Source organism: Pseudomonas sp. QC2 (assembly GCF_002859085.1).
In the GTDB taxonomy this organism is placed as follows: domain Bacteria; phylum Pseudomonadota; class Gammaproteobacteria; order Pseudomonadales; family Pseudomonadaceae; genus Aquipseudomonas; species Aquipseudomonas petroselini.
On the sequence record NZ_PKKS01000019.1, the window covers coordinates 63,331 to 76,384 of the forward strand.

13 protein-coding genes are annotated in these 13,054 nt (G+C 60.0%); 9 read left to right on the plus strand and 4 right to left on the minus strand.

What is annotated here, in order from left to right:
* The first annotated feature begins 21 nt into the window (after positions 1-21).
* The 5 genes from QCBJ_RS18205 to QCBJ_RS18225 all read left to right on the plus strand — a co-directional run bounded on the left by QCBJ_RS18205 (position 22) and on the right by QCBJ_RS18225 (position 4,412).
* Positions 22-786, plus strand: coding sequence for an amino acid ABC transporter ATP-binding protein (locus QCBJ_RS18205; RefSeq protein ID WP_102061285.1), 765 nt, complete (start codon positions 22-24; stop codon positions 784-786).
* A gap of 25 nt (positions 787-811) precedes the next feature.
* The gene (locus QCBJ_RS18210; protein WP_046036446.1) at positions 812-1,633 is read left to right on the plus strand and encodes an ABC transporter substrate-binding protein; all 822 of its coding nucleotides are present in this window, start codon (positions 812-814) and stop codon (positions 1,631-1,633) included.
* Positions 1,634-1,781: 148 nt separating this feature from the next.
* On the plus strand, positions 1,782-2,951 hold the full coding sequence (locus QCBJ_RS18215) for an MFS transporter (protein WP_093543106.1): 1,170 nt from the start codon (positions 1,782-1,784) through the stop codon (positions 2,949-2,951).
* Positions 2,952-3,005: 54 nt separating this feature from the next.
* Complete coding sequence (locus QCBJ_RS18220; protein WP_046036448.1) at positions 3,006-3,953, plus strand: hypothetical protein; 948 nt, start codon at positions 3,006-3,008, stop codon at positions 3,951-3,953.
* 93 nt (positions 3,954-4,046) lie between these two features.
* Entirely contained in the window at positions 4,047-4,412 is a 366-nt protein-coding gene (locus QCBJ_RS18225) for a helix-turn-helix transcriptional regulator (protein ID WP_064053667.1), read from the plus strand.
* Here QCBJ_RS18225 and QCBJ_RS18230 read toward each other — a convergent pair.
* The 3 genes from QCBJ_RS18230 to QCBJ_RS18240 all read right to left on the minus strand — a co-directional run bounded on the left by QCBJ_RS18230 (position 4,396) and on the right by QCBJ_RS18240 (position 7,969).
* Positions 4,396-5,898, minus strand: coding sequence for an amidase family protein (locus tag QCBJ_RS18230; protein WP_102061286.1), 1,503 nt, complete (start codon positions 5,896-5,898; stop codon positions 4,396-4,398). The genes QCBJ_RS18225 and QCBJ_RS18230 overlap by 17 nt on opposite strands.
* 98 nt (positions 5,899-5,996) lie before the next feature.
* Positions 5,997-6,686 carry a hypothetical protein gene (locus QCBJ_RS18235; protein WP_371916679.1) on the minus strand — a complete coding sequence of 230 codons (690 nt, stop codon included), beginning with the start codon at positions 6,684-6,686 and terminating at the stop codon, positions 5,997-5,999.
* A gap of 233 nt (positions 6,687-6,919) precedes the next feature.
* The gene (locus QCBJ_RS18240; protein WP_102061287.1) at positions 6,920-7,969 is read right to left on the minus strand and encodes an MBL fold metallo-hydrolase; all 1,050 of its coding nucleotides are present in this window, start codon (positions 7,967-7,969) and stop codon (positions 6,920-6,922) included.
* A 122-nt stretch (positions 7,970-8,091) separates the two neighbouring features.
* On the opposite strand from QCBJ_RS18240, the gene QCBJ_RS18245 reads away from it, so the two are divergent.
* The 4 genes from QCBJ_RS18245 to QCBJ_RS18260 all read left to right on the plus strand — a co-directional run bounded on the left by QCBJ_RS18245 (position 8,092) and on the right by QCBJ_RS18260 (position 12,146).
* Entirely contained in the window at positions 8,092-8,718 is a 627-nt protein-coding gene (locus QCBJ_RS18245) for a TetR/AcrR family transcriptional regulator (RefSeq protein WP_015885495.1), read from the plus strand.
* 191 nt (positions 8,719-8,909) lie between these two features.
* A complete protein-coding gene (locus QCBJ_RS18250; RefSeq protein WP_015885496.1) occupies positions 8,910-9,968 on the plus strand; it encodes a diguanylate cyclase in 1,059 nt (352 codons plus the stop codon).
* Between the two features lie 263 nt (positions 9,969-10,231).
* Positions 10,232-11,551, plus strand: a complete 1,320-nt coding sequence (locus QCBJ_RS18255) for a PAS domain-containing methyl-accepting chemotaxis protein (protein ID WP_102061288.1) — start codon at positions 10,232-10,234, stop codon at positions 11,549-11,551.
* A gap of 76 nt (positions 11,552-11,627) precedes the next feature.
* Positions 11,628-12,146, plus strand: a complete 519-nt coding sequence (locus QCBJ_RS18260) for a DUF1003 domain-containing protein (protein WP_015885498.1) — start codon at positions 11,628-11,630, stop codon at positions 12,144-12,146.
* On the opposite strand, the gene QCBJ_RS18265 is transcribed toward QCBJ_RS18260, so the two are convergent.
* Entirely contained in the window at positions 12,143-13,021 is an 879-nt protein-coding gene (locus tag QCBJ_RS18265; protein WP_102061289.1) for a LysR family transcriptional regulator, read from the minus strand. The two genes, QCBJ_RS18260 and QCBJ_RS18265, sit on opposite strands and share 4 nt — an antisense overlap.
* Positions 13,022-13,054 lie beyond the last annotated feature (33 nt).

The following is a 13,054-nucleotide window of genomic DNA, read 5'->3' on the forward strand; positions in this document are numbered from 1 at the left end:
TGGGTTGAGGAGATTTGCCCCATGAGAAGCATCGTCAAGGCCGTCAACCTGAACAAGTATTACGACCAGTATCACGCGCTGCGCGACATCAATATCGAGGTCGAGCAAGGCGAAGTGATGTGCATCATCGGCCCGTCCGGCTCGGGTAAAAGCACCCTGCTGCGTTGCGTCAACCAACTGGAAAAAATCGACAAGGGCGGCCTGTGGGTCGACGGCGAACTGGTGGGTTACCGCGTCATCGGCAACAAGCTGCATGAGATGAATGAAGCGCAGATCGCCCGCCAGCGCCTGGCCACCGGCATGGTGTTCCAGCGCTTTAATTTGTTCCCGCACATGACCGTGCTGCAGAACATCATCGAAGGCCCGTGCCAAGTGCTCAAGCGCTCGCCCAAGGAAGCCATCGAGGATGCGTTGGAGTTGCTCGCTCGCGTCGGCCTGGCGGACAAACGCAATGCTTACCCGGTGGAATTGTCTGGCGGGCAGCAACAGCGCGTGGCAATTGCCCGTGCGTTGGCGACGCGCCCCAAGTTGATGTTGTTCGACGAGCCCACATCAGCCCTCGACCCGGAGCTGGTCGGCGAAGTGCTGTCGGTGATGCGCGATTTGGCCACCACCGGCATGACCATGATCGTGGTCACCCATGAATTGGGCTTCGCTCGCGAAGTGTCCAACCGCATGGTGTTTATGGATGCCGGCCAGATTGTGGAAGCCGGCAGCCCTGAAGAAATTCTAATAAGCCCACAAAACCCGCGTACCCAAAGCTTTATTTCTGCCGTTCGCACTTAACTAGAAAACTAACGAGAACGCCCCCATGAAAAAATTGTTTATCCCCACGTTGCTCGCAGGCCTGATGGCCTCCACTGTTGTTTTCGCGGCTTTGCCGGCGGCAATCAAGGACAAGGGTGAGATCAGCGCGGCCATCGTGCCGAACTATCCACCGATGGATTTCAAGGACCCCGCCACCAATAAGCTCACGGGTTTCGACTTCGACTTGGGCAACGCCCTGGCCGAGCGCCTGGGTGTGAAGATCAAGTGGCAGGAAACCGGCTTCGAGCAAATGCTCAGCGGCCTGACCACCAAGCGTGTGGACATTGTGCTGTCGGGCATGAGCGACACCGCCGAGCGCCAAAAGGCGGTGACTTTCATCGACTACTTCACCAGCGGCCCGCAGCTGTACACCCTGGCCAAGCGTGAAGACCTCAAGGAATTGACTGACCTGTGCGGTAAAAAAGTCGGCACCAGCCGCCGTACCACCTGGCCGTCGGAAATTGCCGCGTGGAGCAAGCAAAACTGCGAAGCGGCGGGTAAGCCGGCCATCGTGGTGATTGGCACTGAAGGCTCGGCGGATGCTCGCGCGCAGTTGCAGCAGAACCGCCTGGATGCGGCGATGCAGGGCAGCGAGACGATTCCTTATTTGATGGCGCTGGACAAGGGCAAGTACAAGCCGGTGGGCCTGGCAATTTCCAAGCAGTTCACCGGGCTGGGGATTGAGAAGAGCAACACCGAGTTGGTCACGGCGATCAGTGAAGCGTTGCAGGGCATGATTGATGATGGGACCTACGGCAAGATCCTGAAGAAGTGGGAGCTGGAGCAAGGCGCGGTCGAGAAGATCACCATCAACTCCGGCCAGTAAGTCGATCCAAGTGTGGGAGCTGGCTTGCCTGCGATGGCGGCGTCATCTTGCATAATCATTGCCTGAACCACCGCTATCGCAGGCAAGCCAGCTCCCACATTTGATGTGTGTTGTCTTTAGAAAATAACAAGGACACTTGCCCCCAACCGTGGCCACCTACTCCCTGGTAATCCGCCGCCTGCTGGTCTGCTCGGTGACCATCGTGGTCAGCCGTGCCATGACCAGCCCGCTGTTGGCCTTGCTGCTCAGCACGCGCCTGGGCCTCAACCAGCAGGACATCGGCCTGCTGATGGGCATCGCCGTCTTCATCGCGACACTGCTGGGCCTGTACGGCGGCTACATCATCGACCGCCTGGAAAAACGCAAGCTGCTGATCCTGGCCATGCTCTCGAGCGCCATCGGTTTTCTGTTGCTGACCTTTGCCAGCAACCTCTACCTCACCACCTTGACCCTGGTCATCACCGAAGCGGCGTCGGCGCTGTTCCTGATCGGCTCCAAAGCCATCATCAGCGAGAACCTGCCGGTGGGTGACCGTGCCAAGGTGTTTTCCCTGCGCTACACCCTGACCAATGTGGGCTACGCGACCGGCCCGATGGTCGGCGTGGTGATCGCCGGGCACCTGCCGCTGGCGCCCTTCCTGATCGCCAGCGCCATCGCCTTTGGCAGCGTGTTCCTGATGATCGGCATCCCACCCACCCAACGGGATGACAGCCACAAACCCTTGAGTTTCCTCAGCACCCTGCGCACGTTGCGCAGCGACCGCACGCTGATCCTGTTCACCAGCGGCAGCCTGCTGAGCACCATTGTCCATGGGCGCTACACCCTGTATCTGTCGCAGTTTTTGCTGGTGGCCTACAAGCCCGCCGAGGCGTTGAAGATTCTGTCTGCGGTGCTGGCCTGCAACGCCATCACCGTGATCTTGATGCAGTACCAGATCGGGCGGTTTCTCAAGCGTGAGCAACTGCGTTACTGGATCGTGCTCGGCACCTTGCTGTTCATTGTCGGGCTGATCGGGTTCAGCCTGGCCGACAGCCTGGTCACCTGGTGCCTGGCGATGTTCGTATTCACCTTGGGCGAGATGATCATCTACCCCTCGGAGTTTCTGTTTATCGACACCATTGCTCCCGATGCCCTGCGCGGCAGTTATTACGGTGCGCAAAACCTGGCCGCGTTTGGCGGGGCAATGAGCCCGGTGATGTGTGGGTATTTGCTGATCAATGCGGCGCCAGCCAGCATGTTCTATGCATTGGGGGCGCTGACGGCGGTCGGTGGAACGCTGTGCTTCTTGAGCGGCCGAAGGGTTGCAGTTTCTTGCTGATATTTGCGCGGGATCCCGCTATTAATAGCGAAACTTCTCACGGACCCGAGCCCCATGAAATTCGACACGGCCTACAGCCTGAGTCTCGACGACAAGCTGTCGATCTACGACGTACGAGACCTGAATTTCGACGAAACCGCCGATTTCGATTCCGACAAGGACAGCTTCCTCTGCCCCAACGAGGCCTGCCGTGCGGCGTTCGATACGGGCAATACGCTGAGCACCTTCAACGCGAAGAACGTTAACTATCAGCGCACGCCCCATTTCAAGAACAAGACCAGCACCCAGCATATCGACGGCTGCCGTTACGCCAGCACCCACAAGACCGCGACCGGTGAAGGTGACGACGAGCGTGAAGACAACTTCCCCTCGGAGTTTGTACTCACGCGCCGTCAATACGAACGTAAGGCCCCGCTTGCCGGGGCTGAGGGAAGTGCCCCACGCGAGCCAGCGAAAGCGCCTTCAAACCGTAGCTCTGCGCCCCACAGCACCCACGACACCACCCCGGACAAAACCAGCGTCTTCGCCCACCCGGTGGAATGCTATGTGTCGAATATCGACGACAAGGACAAGCTCAAGGCGATGCCGCTGAAGATTGGCGACCACACCGCGACCTACTGGACGTTTTTCAAGAAAATCGAATACCTGCAAGACAACAAGGGCCTGATCTACTGGGGCAAGATAAAGGCGATCAAGGACTACACCAGCAGCTTTCGCATCGACTTCGAGAAGAAGGTGTGGCTCGACAAAAAGCCCTATTCGGTCAACGTCTACCTGAGCAAAAAACTCATCGACACTTACCGCAAGCGCAAGGCTTTCTTGGAGCAGATCAAGGCGGCGGTGGACAGTGAGCGAGCGCTGTATTGCTTCTTCTACGGGGTGACGCCGGCGTTGAAACACGTACCGAGCACAAAAAAACCCGAACAGACGTTCGGGGTGTTCAGCGCGAACATCGAGAACCTGGATCACCTGATTATCCGGGAGGCGCCGGGGGTGGAGTAACGGCTGATTAAACATCCAGTTGATGAGCGGTCAAAACAACTGTACAAAAACACAGTATAGTTTGCCCTCCCCCGTCGAATCCTGGAGAAAACCATGTCCTCTCTGGCAATGAGCTCTTTTGTAGAACAGCAGATCGTCCTGCATCAATTCACCGCCAAGCACAGCGTGCAGGCCCGCGCGATGCTGGGCTGGAGCACCGAAGACCTGGCCCGGTTGGCGGGCGTGACGGCGCAAGCGGTTCAGCACTTCGAAAGCCAGGGCGACGTGGGCGATGAAACCCGCCTGGCATTGGCGTTCAGGCTGGAGGCTGAGGGGCTGGTGTTTTTTCCGGGCTTTGCGCCGGGGTGGGGAATGAGTGTGCGTCGGTTCGACCTTCCTTCAACCGAGCCCACTGCCCACAACAGCGCCCGACGCTCCCTTTGCGATGTACTGGGATGGCCGGTCAAAACCCAGGTTTGATTGCCACCTGGGCGGCCTGCTCATACCCATGGGCCACTGCCAACAAGGTAGGTTCAGCCCAGCGAGTGCCGAAAAAATAGGCACTGGTGGGTAAACCGTCCTCATCCGTCCCGGAAGGTACGGCGATCCCTGGGTAGCCGGCTGCCGCGACACCGAAGTAACTGTTTGTCTCGAAATCCGACACCATGACGTCCAGGTTTTCCGATTTGATCGGGTCATCTATGGCGCTGCGGAAATCCTGGATGAGCGCGTCCCACAGTGGCTGACGCTGCTCCGGCGTCAGGGTTGAGGCACTGATTTCCTTGAGTAGTGGTTGATGATCCTCGTTGGCGCCATCACGTTCATCGTTGAACCTGATGAGTTCGGTCAGTGATTTGACCGGTAGTCCCGAGCGATTGGCCAAGTAAGCATTGAGTTCTTCTTTCGCGTCCGAGAACAACAACTCGTCATAGCGTGAAGCATCGGCCAGGCGCATGTTGACGGGCACCAGTACCGCGCCTTGCTCGCGAAGCACCTCGAGTGTCCGACTGAATTGCGCACTGTTCACCACAGGCAGGGTTTCACCCTCTTTGGAAAACGTCGCAGGGTAACCGATACGCTTGCCCTTCAACGCACCTGGAACCAATAGCTTTGTGTAATCAATGCCTTGGGGCGCGCCCACACTCGCCGTGTCCTGGGGATCGCTGCCTGACATGGCATTGAGCATCAACGCAGCATCCATTACCGAGCGAGCCATCGGGCCTGGCGTGTCCTGGTGCTGGCTCGCGGGAATAATCCCATTGCGGTCCAGCAGGCCGACGCTGGGTTTGAGCCCCACCACACCATTGCGGGCGGCCGGCACAATGATCGAACCATTGGTTTCAGCCCCCACCGCCAAGGGCGCCAACCCTGCCGCGACTGCGGCGGCAGAGCCGGAACTGGAGCCCCCGACGTCGGCATCCGACTGATGCGGGTTACGGGTTTGCCCGCCCCGGCTGCTCCAGCCATCGGGGCCTCCACGAAACCCGGCCATTTCACTCATGTTGGTTTTACCCAGGATGACCGCGCCCTGCTTGATCAGGTAATCCACCAACGGGGCATTCTTGCCGGCACTTGCCCCCACAAGCCCAAACGCACCTGCACTGGTTTGCATGCCTGTGGTTTCGAGGGTGTCCTTGAGCAAAATGGGAATGCCATGCAGTGGCCCGCGCACCTTGCCGCTGGCTCGCTCGCGATCCAACTCGCGCGCTGCCTCAAGCGCTTCAGGGTTGAGCTCGATGACGGACCTCAGTTGAGGGTCCAGCCTGCGAATCCGCTCTTGCAGGAAACTGACCAGATCGACCGAGGTGAGCCCACCCGGCCGGGCCATTTGCCTGCCGAGTTCATTGACACTGAGGTATTCGGTACCGGGGGCGACTGGCTTGGAGGCCGCAGGTAAGTAGTCGCCTGCAATGGACTGCAGGGCCAGCTGGGCAATCGAGCCCAGACCATACGCAATAGAGAACATAAGACCTCTTCAGGGAGTCAGAAACGACGAAGGACCCACATCGATCCATGCCCCAGTCTAAAAACCTCTCGCCCTCCCAGCATTGCGACGCACGTCGCTTACACCGTGGGATTAGTCAACACGTCGAGTAGCCCGGCCTGTACCGGTGTCAGGCGCCGAGCATTGCGGTACACCCGCACCAGAATCGGCAGTAAATCCTTGGAAGATCGCGCGCCATAGAACCACAGCGTTGAACCGTCCCCGAGCGGCTCGCCAAGCCTTGGGTAACCCGTCCAGCACGCCGCATGGAACGCAGCGCTTTGACTGTCGGACACCAGCGCATCCAAGCGGTATTGACTCATTAGCGTGTCGATTTCATTGCGGGTGTGCAGATCGAACCTCAGGGAGTCATCCGCTCGCTGTGCAGGCACCGGCACCAGTGTCAGCCCAGCCAGACGAAGGGTTTCCAGCGCCAGCGTAAAGAGCGCACGGTGCTCAATACGTTCGTGGTCATTGCCGTGCTCGTACCGTTCTGCAACCCCCACGCACAGCCCAGTCGTTCTCCGGTCTGCCGTGAAGGTGGTGTTGTTCTGCACCAAAGGCACCTCCACCATCACCGGCCCCGAAGGATCGATGCCGCTTAAGGCAATCAGCGACAGCGATGGGTCACGCACAGGTTTCACGGGCAGGGCAGGCGCGTCATACCCTGGAATCGGGATGCCGCCCGCGGGGCGTTTGTCGCCACCGGGGGCCGTCCCGAAAGCGATACCGCTCGGGGCGGGTGTATCGACGGAGGGAGTGGGTGGCACTGTCGCCAGACCTGCTATCTCCGCCGGCGAAGATGACGGTGGCGGCGCAGGTGAGCCCGGTCGACAAGGCACGCCCAGCAGCCAAATTTTCCTACACTTGATGTCCATGTGGACAGCCCTCCGGAAGATGACTTTCCGAAGGATCATCGCACCCTCATCCGAGGCCTGGAACTGCTTGGAAACACCCGGAAAACTCCTTTTTCCGACGCGTCTTCCGACTGCCAGCCCAGTCGTCAGCCAGCCAAGTGCTCTTGCGCACCTTGTGTTTCCACCTCCAGCCACCACGCATACCCACGCTCAGGCTGGTTCAAGCTGAATGCCTGCCCCATCGGCGGTGTGGTAATCGACACGTTGCGCTCCCAGGCCAGCGCCATGATCCGGTCAAACGGTTCGTGCCAGGCATGGAACGCCAGGTCGAAGGTACCGTTGTGAATCGGCAGCAGCCAGCGCCCCTTGAGGTCGATATGGGCTTGCAGGGTTTGCTCAGGTTGCATATGCACATGGGGCCAATCGACGTTGTAAGCACCTGTTTCCATCAGCGTCAGGTCAAAGGGGCCGTACTGTTCACCGATACGTTTAAAGCCGTCGAAGTAACCGGTATCGCCGCTGAAAAAGATCCGCCGCGCCCCGTCGATCATCACCCAGGAACACCACAGGGTCTGGTTGGCATCAAACAGCCCGCGTCCGGAAAAATGCTGCGCAGGTGTCGCGACAAACCGAATACCGTCCACCTCAGTGCCCTGCCACCAATCCAACTGGCGCACTTTGCTGGCCTCCACCCCCCACTTCACCAGCAGGTCACCGACACCCAACGGCGCAAGAAAACAGCGGGTTTTCTCGGCCAATTGAACGACAGCCTTGCGGTCAAGGTGGTCGTAATGGTTGTGGGAAAGAATCACCGCTTCCAGCGGTGGCAGCGCTTCAAGACTGATGGGCGGCTGATGGAAGCGCTTGGGGCCCGCCCAACTGAACGGTGAGGCACGCTCGGCGAACACCGGGTCGGTGACCCAGAATTTACCGCGCATTTTCAGCAAAACCGTCGAATGCCCGAGGCGGAACACGCTGTGATCCGGGGCGGCCAGTAATTGCTCGCGGGTCAGCGATTGCACCGGGATCTGCCCCACCGGCCGTGTACTGCGTGGTTTGTTGAACAGCATGTTCCAGAAAATACGCAAGGTCTTGCCAAAGCCTCCGTGCTGCACGGGAGGCTCGTTGCTGAAATGCGCCTGATCGTGCCTGGGCGCTGCTGGCGAAGAATCGACACGGGACGAGATCGTGGCCATTACCGGGTGACTCCTACGGATCGCTTATAAGTTACACTGCACAGTGTAGTTTCAAGATTGCAACAAAATCCGGAGCAAGTAAACTGCCGAGTGTAATTTCCTTGAAGAGCCGAACGCCACCCATGACTGCCCCTCAACGCCTCACCGACCGCAAGCGCGAAGCCATCGTGGCAGCGGCCATTGCCGAGTTTCGCGCAAACGGTTTCGAGGTCACCAGCATGGACAAGATCGCCGCCACCGCCGGCGTTTCCAAGCGTACGGTGTACAACCACTTCCCCAGCAAGGAAGAACTGTTCGCCGAAATCCTCCACAAACTCTGGGCAAGCAGTGTTGCACAGCTCGACGTCAGCTACGCCAGCGACCGCCCGTTGCGCGAACAATTGCGGGGGTTGCTGGAAGCAAAGATGAAGATGATGTCGGACGTGAATTTCCTCGACCTCGCCAGGGTCGCTATCGCTGCCACCATCCATTCGCCGGAACGTGCGCAGGACATGGTCACCCGCCTGAGCCAACGCGAAGAAGGGTTTACCCAATGGGTGCGTGCCGCCCAGGAAGATGGCCGGCTCAACTGCAGTGACCCGGCCTTTGCCGCCCACCAGATCCAAAGCCTGCTCAAGGCGTTTGCCTTCTGGCCACAGATTACCCTTGGGCAACCGACCCTGGATGCGGCCAGCCAAGCCAGCGTAATCGAGTCGGCCATCGACCTGTTCCTGGCCGGCTACGAAGTCAAAGCACCGGGCCAGCCGTAAAAAGCCGTTGCACGAGCGACGTCCCAGGTCGTTTTTGACGCATTCGCCCTCTGTTTTGCGCAAATGGCCTGGAAGGACACTGATTATTCCCCCGCGAATAATTGACAATATTCGTGGGCATTCTCCGATCAGCGGTGAAGCCCACGAACATGTGTCGTCGTATCTGCAAAAAAGAGCTGACCCAGGAATTTATGGAAAACAGACAAGGCAAAGGGCTTTCCTTTGCCAGGCGTATCTACAGGCCAAGGATTATCGGCACAGCCATGTGCTGTATCAGCGTGATAGCGGCCCTGTACCCGCTCGCGATGCCGGGTTGGCTCTGGGCGCTGTTATTGATCAATGCTTTCGTCTGGCCACACGTGGCGTATCAATGGGCAACCCGCTCCAAATACCCCTATGACGCCGAGCAACGCAACCTGCTGTATGACGCACTGTTCAGTGGGTTCTGGGCGGCGACGCTGCAATTTACCCCGCTGACCACCGTGACCTTGCTGTCGATGGTCGCCATGAACAACGTCGCTGCCGGTGGTAAGCGCCTGCTGATACGTGGCGCACTGGCCCAAGTGCTCGGCGCCGCTATCGGCGCTGTGGTGTTCGGCCTGCACTTCAACCCGTCGGTCAGCCTGGTTGAGGTTTACGCCTGCCTGCCCATGCTCACGCTCTACCCCATGGCCATCGGCATGGTCTGCTATCAACTGGCGATCAAACTGTCGGAACACAAGCGAGCCCTCAGCGCCCTGAGCCGTATCGACAGCCTCACCGGCCTGCTCAATCACGGTTCGTGGAAAGACCTGCTGCACCTCAAGTTCCACAAGTGCCAGCAACAGCAAAGCCATGCCACCATCGCCTTGATCGATATCGATCACTTCAAGCGAATCAATGACACCCACGGGCATATCGTCGGCGACGCGGTCCTGCGGCAACTGAGCCTGGAGTTGCGGCGCAACCTGCGGGAAAACGACCTGGCCGGGCGTTACGGAGGCGATGAATTCTGTGTGATTCTTCCACAAATGCCGCTGGAACAAGCCGCCCAGGTCATGGAGCGCATGCGTGAAACCTTCAGCAATTACCGCAACCCGCAGATCCCGGAACTGCGCGTGAGCCTGAGCATCGGCCTGGCGGGGTTCCAGCCGTCCTTTACCAATGCCGCCATGTGGCTCAATGCGGCGGACCGGGCGCTGTATGCCGCCAAAGACACCGGGCGCAACCGGGTCAGCGTAAGTGACGACAAGGTCGCCTATTCCGCTTGACGTTGTCCGATAACTGCTCGTCTGAATAGTGCGTCCTGCACCCCAGGCAGCAGCATAATGCCACCATTGGTCGCCTGCCCAAAAAAGGTCCTGCCCCTGGGGCGAACTTCCCGTCAGGCTGATCACTCTGAACCCGTTGTTCCACCCCGTTCTGTCGGCACAAGGAAGCTGACAATGAGCAAGTCAACCGTATGGCGTATGCCTTACGGGGGCAGGCGCATACCCAAGGAAACTCCAGCAGTCGCTTGCCCGAGCACCCGACCATGTTATTCAACACCCATAAACAAACCATCAACACCCTGCAACACACCGTCGCCCAACAGGCCAGCCTGCTGGATGCCATCGAGCGCGCCATGGCGGTGATCGAATTCGACCTGCACGGCAACGTGCTGCGCGCCAATGCCAACTTCCTGCAGACCATGAACTACCGCGCCGAGCAGGTGGAGGGCCAGTCCCACCGCATGTTCTGCACCCCGGCGTTCGCTCGCAGTGCCGAGTACAACCAGTTGTGGTCGAACCTGCGCAATGGCCAGTTCCAGTCCGGCACCTTTGAACGAGTGGCCGGCAATGGCCAATCGGTGTGGCTGGAAGCCAGCTACAACCCGGTGCGAAATGACGCCGGCCAGGTGATAAAAGTGGTGAAGTACGCGATGGACGTCACCCCACGCCTGCAGGCGGAAAGTGAAGCCAATGCCAAACTGGAGGCCATCGGGCGTGCCATGGCGGTGATCGAATTCAACCTCGACGGCACCATCATCACGGCCAACGCAAACTTTCTGCAGCGCATGGGTTACACCTTGGCGCAGATCCAGGGCCAGCATCACCGCCTGTTCTGCACTGCGGAACTGGCCGGCAGTTCGGCCTACAGCGACTTCTGGCGACGCCTGAACCAGGGCGAATTGTTCAGCGGCCAGTTCGAGCGGGTCGATAAAAACGGCCGGACCGTATGGCTTGAAGCCAACTACAACCCGGTGTACGACGCCAGTGGGCGCCTGTGCAAAGTGGTGAAATTCGCCTCGGATATCACCGCCACGGTGCAACAACATGCGGCCGACGCCGCCAGCGCCGCCCAGGCGTACCACATCTCCCTGAACACGCGGGACATCGCCGAAAAAGGTGCCGAGGTGATCCAGCAAACAGCCAGCGGCATGCGCGACATTGCTGCGGACATCGATGGCTCCTCGCAACTGATCGCCAAGCTGGGCGAGCGTTCGCAGCAAATCACCGCCATCGTCAACACCATTCGAGGCATCGCCGACCAGACTAACCTGCTGGCACTCAACGCCGCCATTGAAGCGGCGCGGGCAGGCGAACAAGGTCGCGGGTTTGCCGTGGTGGCTGATGAAGTCCGGCAACTGGCAGCACGTACCAGCGGCTCCACGACGGAAATTTCCAGCATGATCGCAATGATCCAGGACGAAACCCGCCAGGCCATCCACAGCATGGACGGCACCCGCGACCGCGCCGCGCAAGGTCTCGACCTGGCCGATCGCGCCGGTACGGTGATCCTGCAGATCCGCGCAGGCACGAGCGAGGCTGTGCAGGCGGTGAGTGCGTTTGCCAATGAACGTGGGGCCAACTGACCCGATCTTCATGCGGGCAGCCGGGGGCTCGGTCTATAGTGCACAACTGTCTATTTGTTGAGCACCCGAGCCCGCCATGACCTCAGAAAAGCCCGAAGCCGCCCCCGTCGACCACCTGCGCTTCCACCGCCGCCACGCCCATTTGGCGCCGACCTTCGGTAACGACACCTTTGCCCTCAAGGCCGAAGCCTTCGCACGCTTCTTCGGTACGCCCACGTTCCTCGGTGCGCAAACCGCCATTGTGGTGCTGTGGGTGGTACTGAACATCACCGGCATCACGCATTTCGACGTGTACCCGTTCATCCTGCTCAACCTGGCCTTCAGCCTGCAATCGGCCTATGCCGCGCCCTTGATCCTGCTGGCCCAGACGCGCCAGGCCGCTCGCGACAAAGCCCAGTCCGACGCCGACGCGCAGCACCGCGAAGCGCTGGCCGTTGCCAACACCGAACGCCAGGCCCAGGCCGCGCAGACCACCAAACAGTTGCTGGAACTGCTGGAACAGAACACCCGGCTCACGGAAATGACCAAACAGCTGACAGAACATATCGAAAGCCTGACGTGCGAAATGCATGAGCACTTTGTGCGAAAAACCTAAGGCAAGCGCACATGCCCACTCAGCTCATCAAACAGTGTCACCACCGAGCGCAACGCCCGGCAGTCAGGGCGCGTAAGCAACCACAGCGCCGTATCGTGCCCCGCCAACGCGGGGCCCAGCGGTTGCAGGCCGTCGTCGACTAGAAAGTCGGGCAACGCCGCCACGCCCAACCCCGCCCGTACCAACTCGGTGACCGACTGCATACTGTTGCAGCGATAACTCAAGCGCACGCCGGGCAGGTGCTCGCGGCGCCAGGCCACTGTGGGATGATCGGGCAGGAAATCATCCGGGGCGATCCAAGGCAGGTCCGCCCACTCCCGGCCCGCGTATTGGCTTGCCAACCCTGGGCTGGCGCACACCCGATAGGCCACGCCGCCCAAACGGCGGCCAACCAGATGCTCCGGCGGCGCGCGGGTGAGGCGCAAGGCAATATCCGCATCGCGGCGGCTGAGGTTGGTGAAATCATTCGACGTGCTCAGCTCCAAGGTCAGCGCCGGGTACTGCGGCATGAACTGCGCCAGGGCCGGCAACAGCAAACCTTGCAGCACCGAGTCGGTACAGGTCAGGCGCACCGTGCCGCTGATCACCTCACCGCCCTGCTCCACACCGACGCGCGCCGCTTGCAGCGCTTGTTCGGCACATTCCGCCTGCTGCGCCAGGTGGCTCGCCAGGCTCGTGGGCAGGTAACCGGCGCGGCTTTTTTCAAACAGCGTCTGGCCCAACGCCGCCTCCAGGCGCCGCACCGCACGAAACACCGTGGACACATCCACACGCAATAACGTCGCCGCCCGCGCCAGGGTACCGCCGCGCACCAGGGCGAGGATCAGCGACAGGTCAGGGTAGTCAATGGAATAGTGCGTGGCTGCATTGAACATGTGGGCAAACGCCAATTTTGATTGCGTGAACGC

Bases quoted from the DNA above. Each gene is read 5' to 3' on its own strand.
- QCBJ_RS18230 (WP_102061286.1), bottom strand. From the start codon at position 5,898: ATGTTCTCTATTGCGTATGGTCTGGGCTCGATTGCCCAGCTGGCCCTG.
- QCBJ_RS18255 (WP_102061288.1), top strand. From the start codon at position 10,232: ATGTTATTCAACACCCATAAACAAACCATCAACACCCTGCAACACACC.
- QCBJ_RS18240 (WP_102061287.1), bottom strand. From the start codon at position 7,969: ATGGCCACGATCTCGTCCCGTGTCGATTCTTCGCCAGCAGCGCCCAGG.
- QCBJ_RS18210 (WP_046036446.1), top strand. From the start codon at position 812: ATGAAAAAATTGTTTATCCCCACGTTGCTCGCAGGCCTGATGGCCTCC.
- QCBJ_RS18245 (WP_015885495.1), top strand. From the start codon at position 8,092: ATGACTGCCCCTCAACGCCTCACCGACCGCAAGCGCGAAGCCATCGTG.
- QCBJ_RS18265 (WP_102061289.1), bottom strand. From the start codon at position 13,021: ATGTTCAATGCAGCCACGCACTATTCCATTGACTACCCTGACCTGTCG.
- QCBJ_RS18220 (WP_046036448.1), top strand. From the start codon at position 3,006: ATGAAATTCGACACGGCCTACAGCCTGAGTCTCGACGACAAGCTGTCG.
- QCBJ_RS18250 (WP_015885496.1), top strand. From the start codon at position 8,910: ATGGAAAACAGACAAGGCAAAGGGCTTTCCTTTGCCAGGCGTATCTAC.
- QCBJ_RS18260 (WP_015885498.1), top strand. From the start codon at position 11,628: ATGACCTCAGAAAAGCCCGAAGCCGCCCCCGTCGACCACCTGCGCTTC.
- QCBJ_RS18225 (WP_064053667.1), top strand. From the start codon at position 4,047: ATGTCCTCTCTGGCAATGAGCTCTTTTGTAGAACAGCAGATCGTCCTG.
- QCBJ_RS18205 (WP_102061285.1), top strand. From the start codon at position 22: ATGAGAAGCATCGTCAAGGCCGTCAACCTGAACAAGTATTACGACCAG.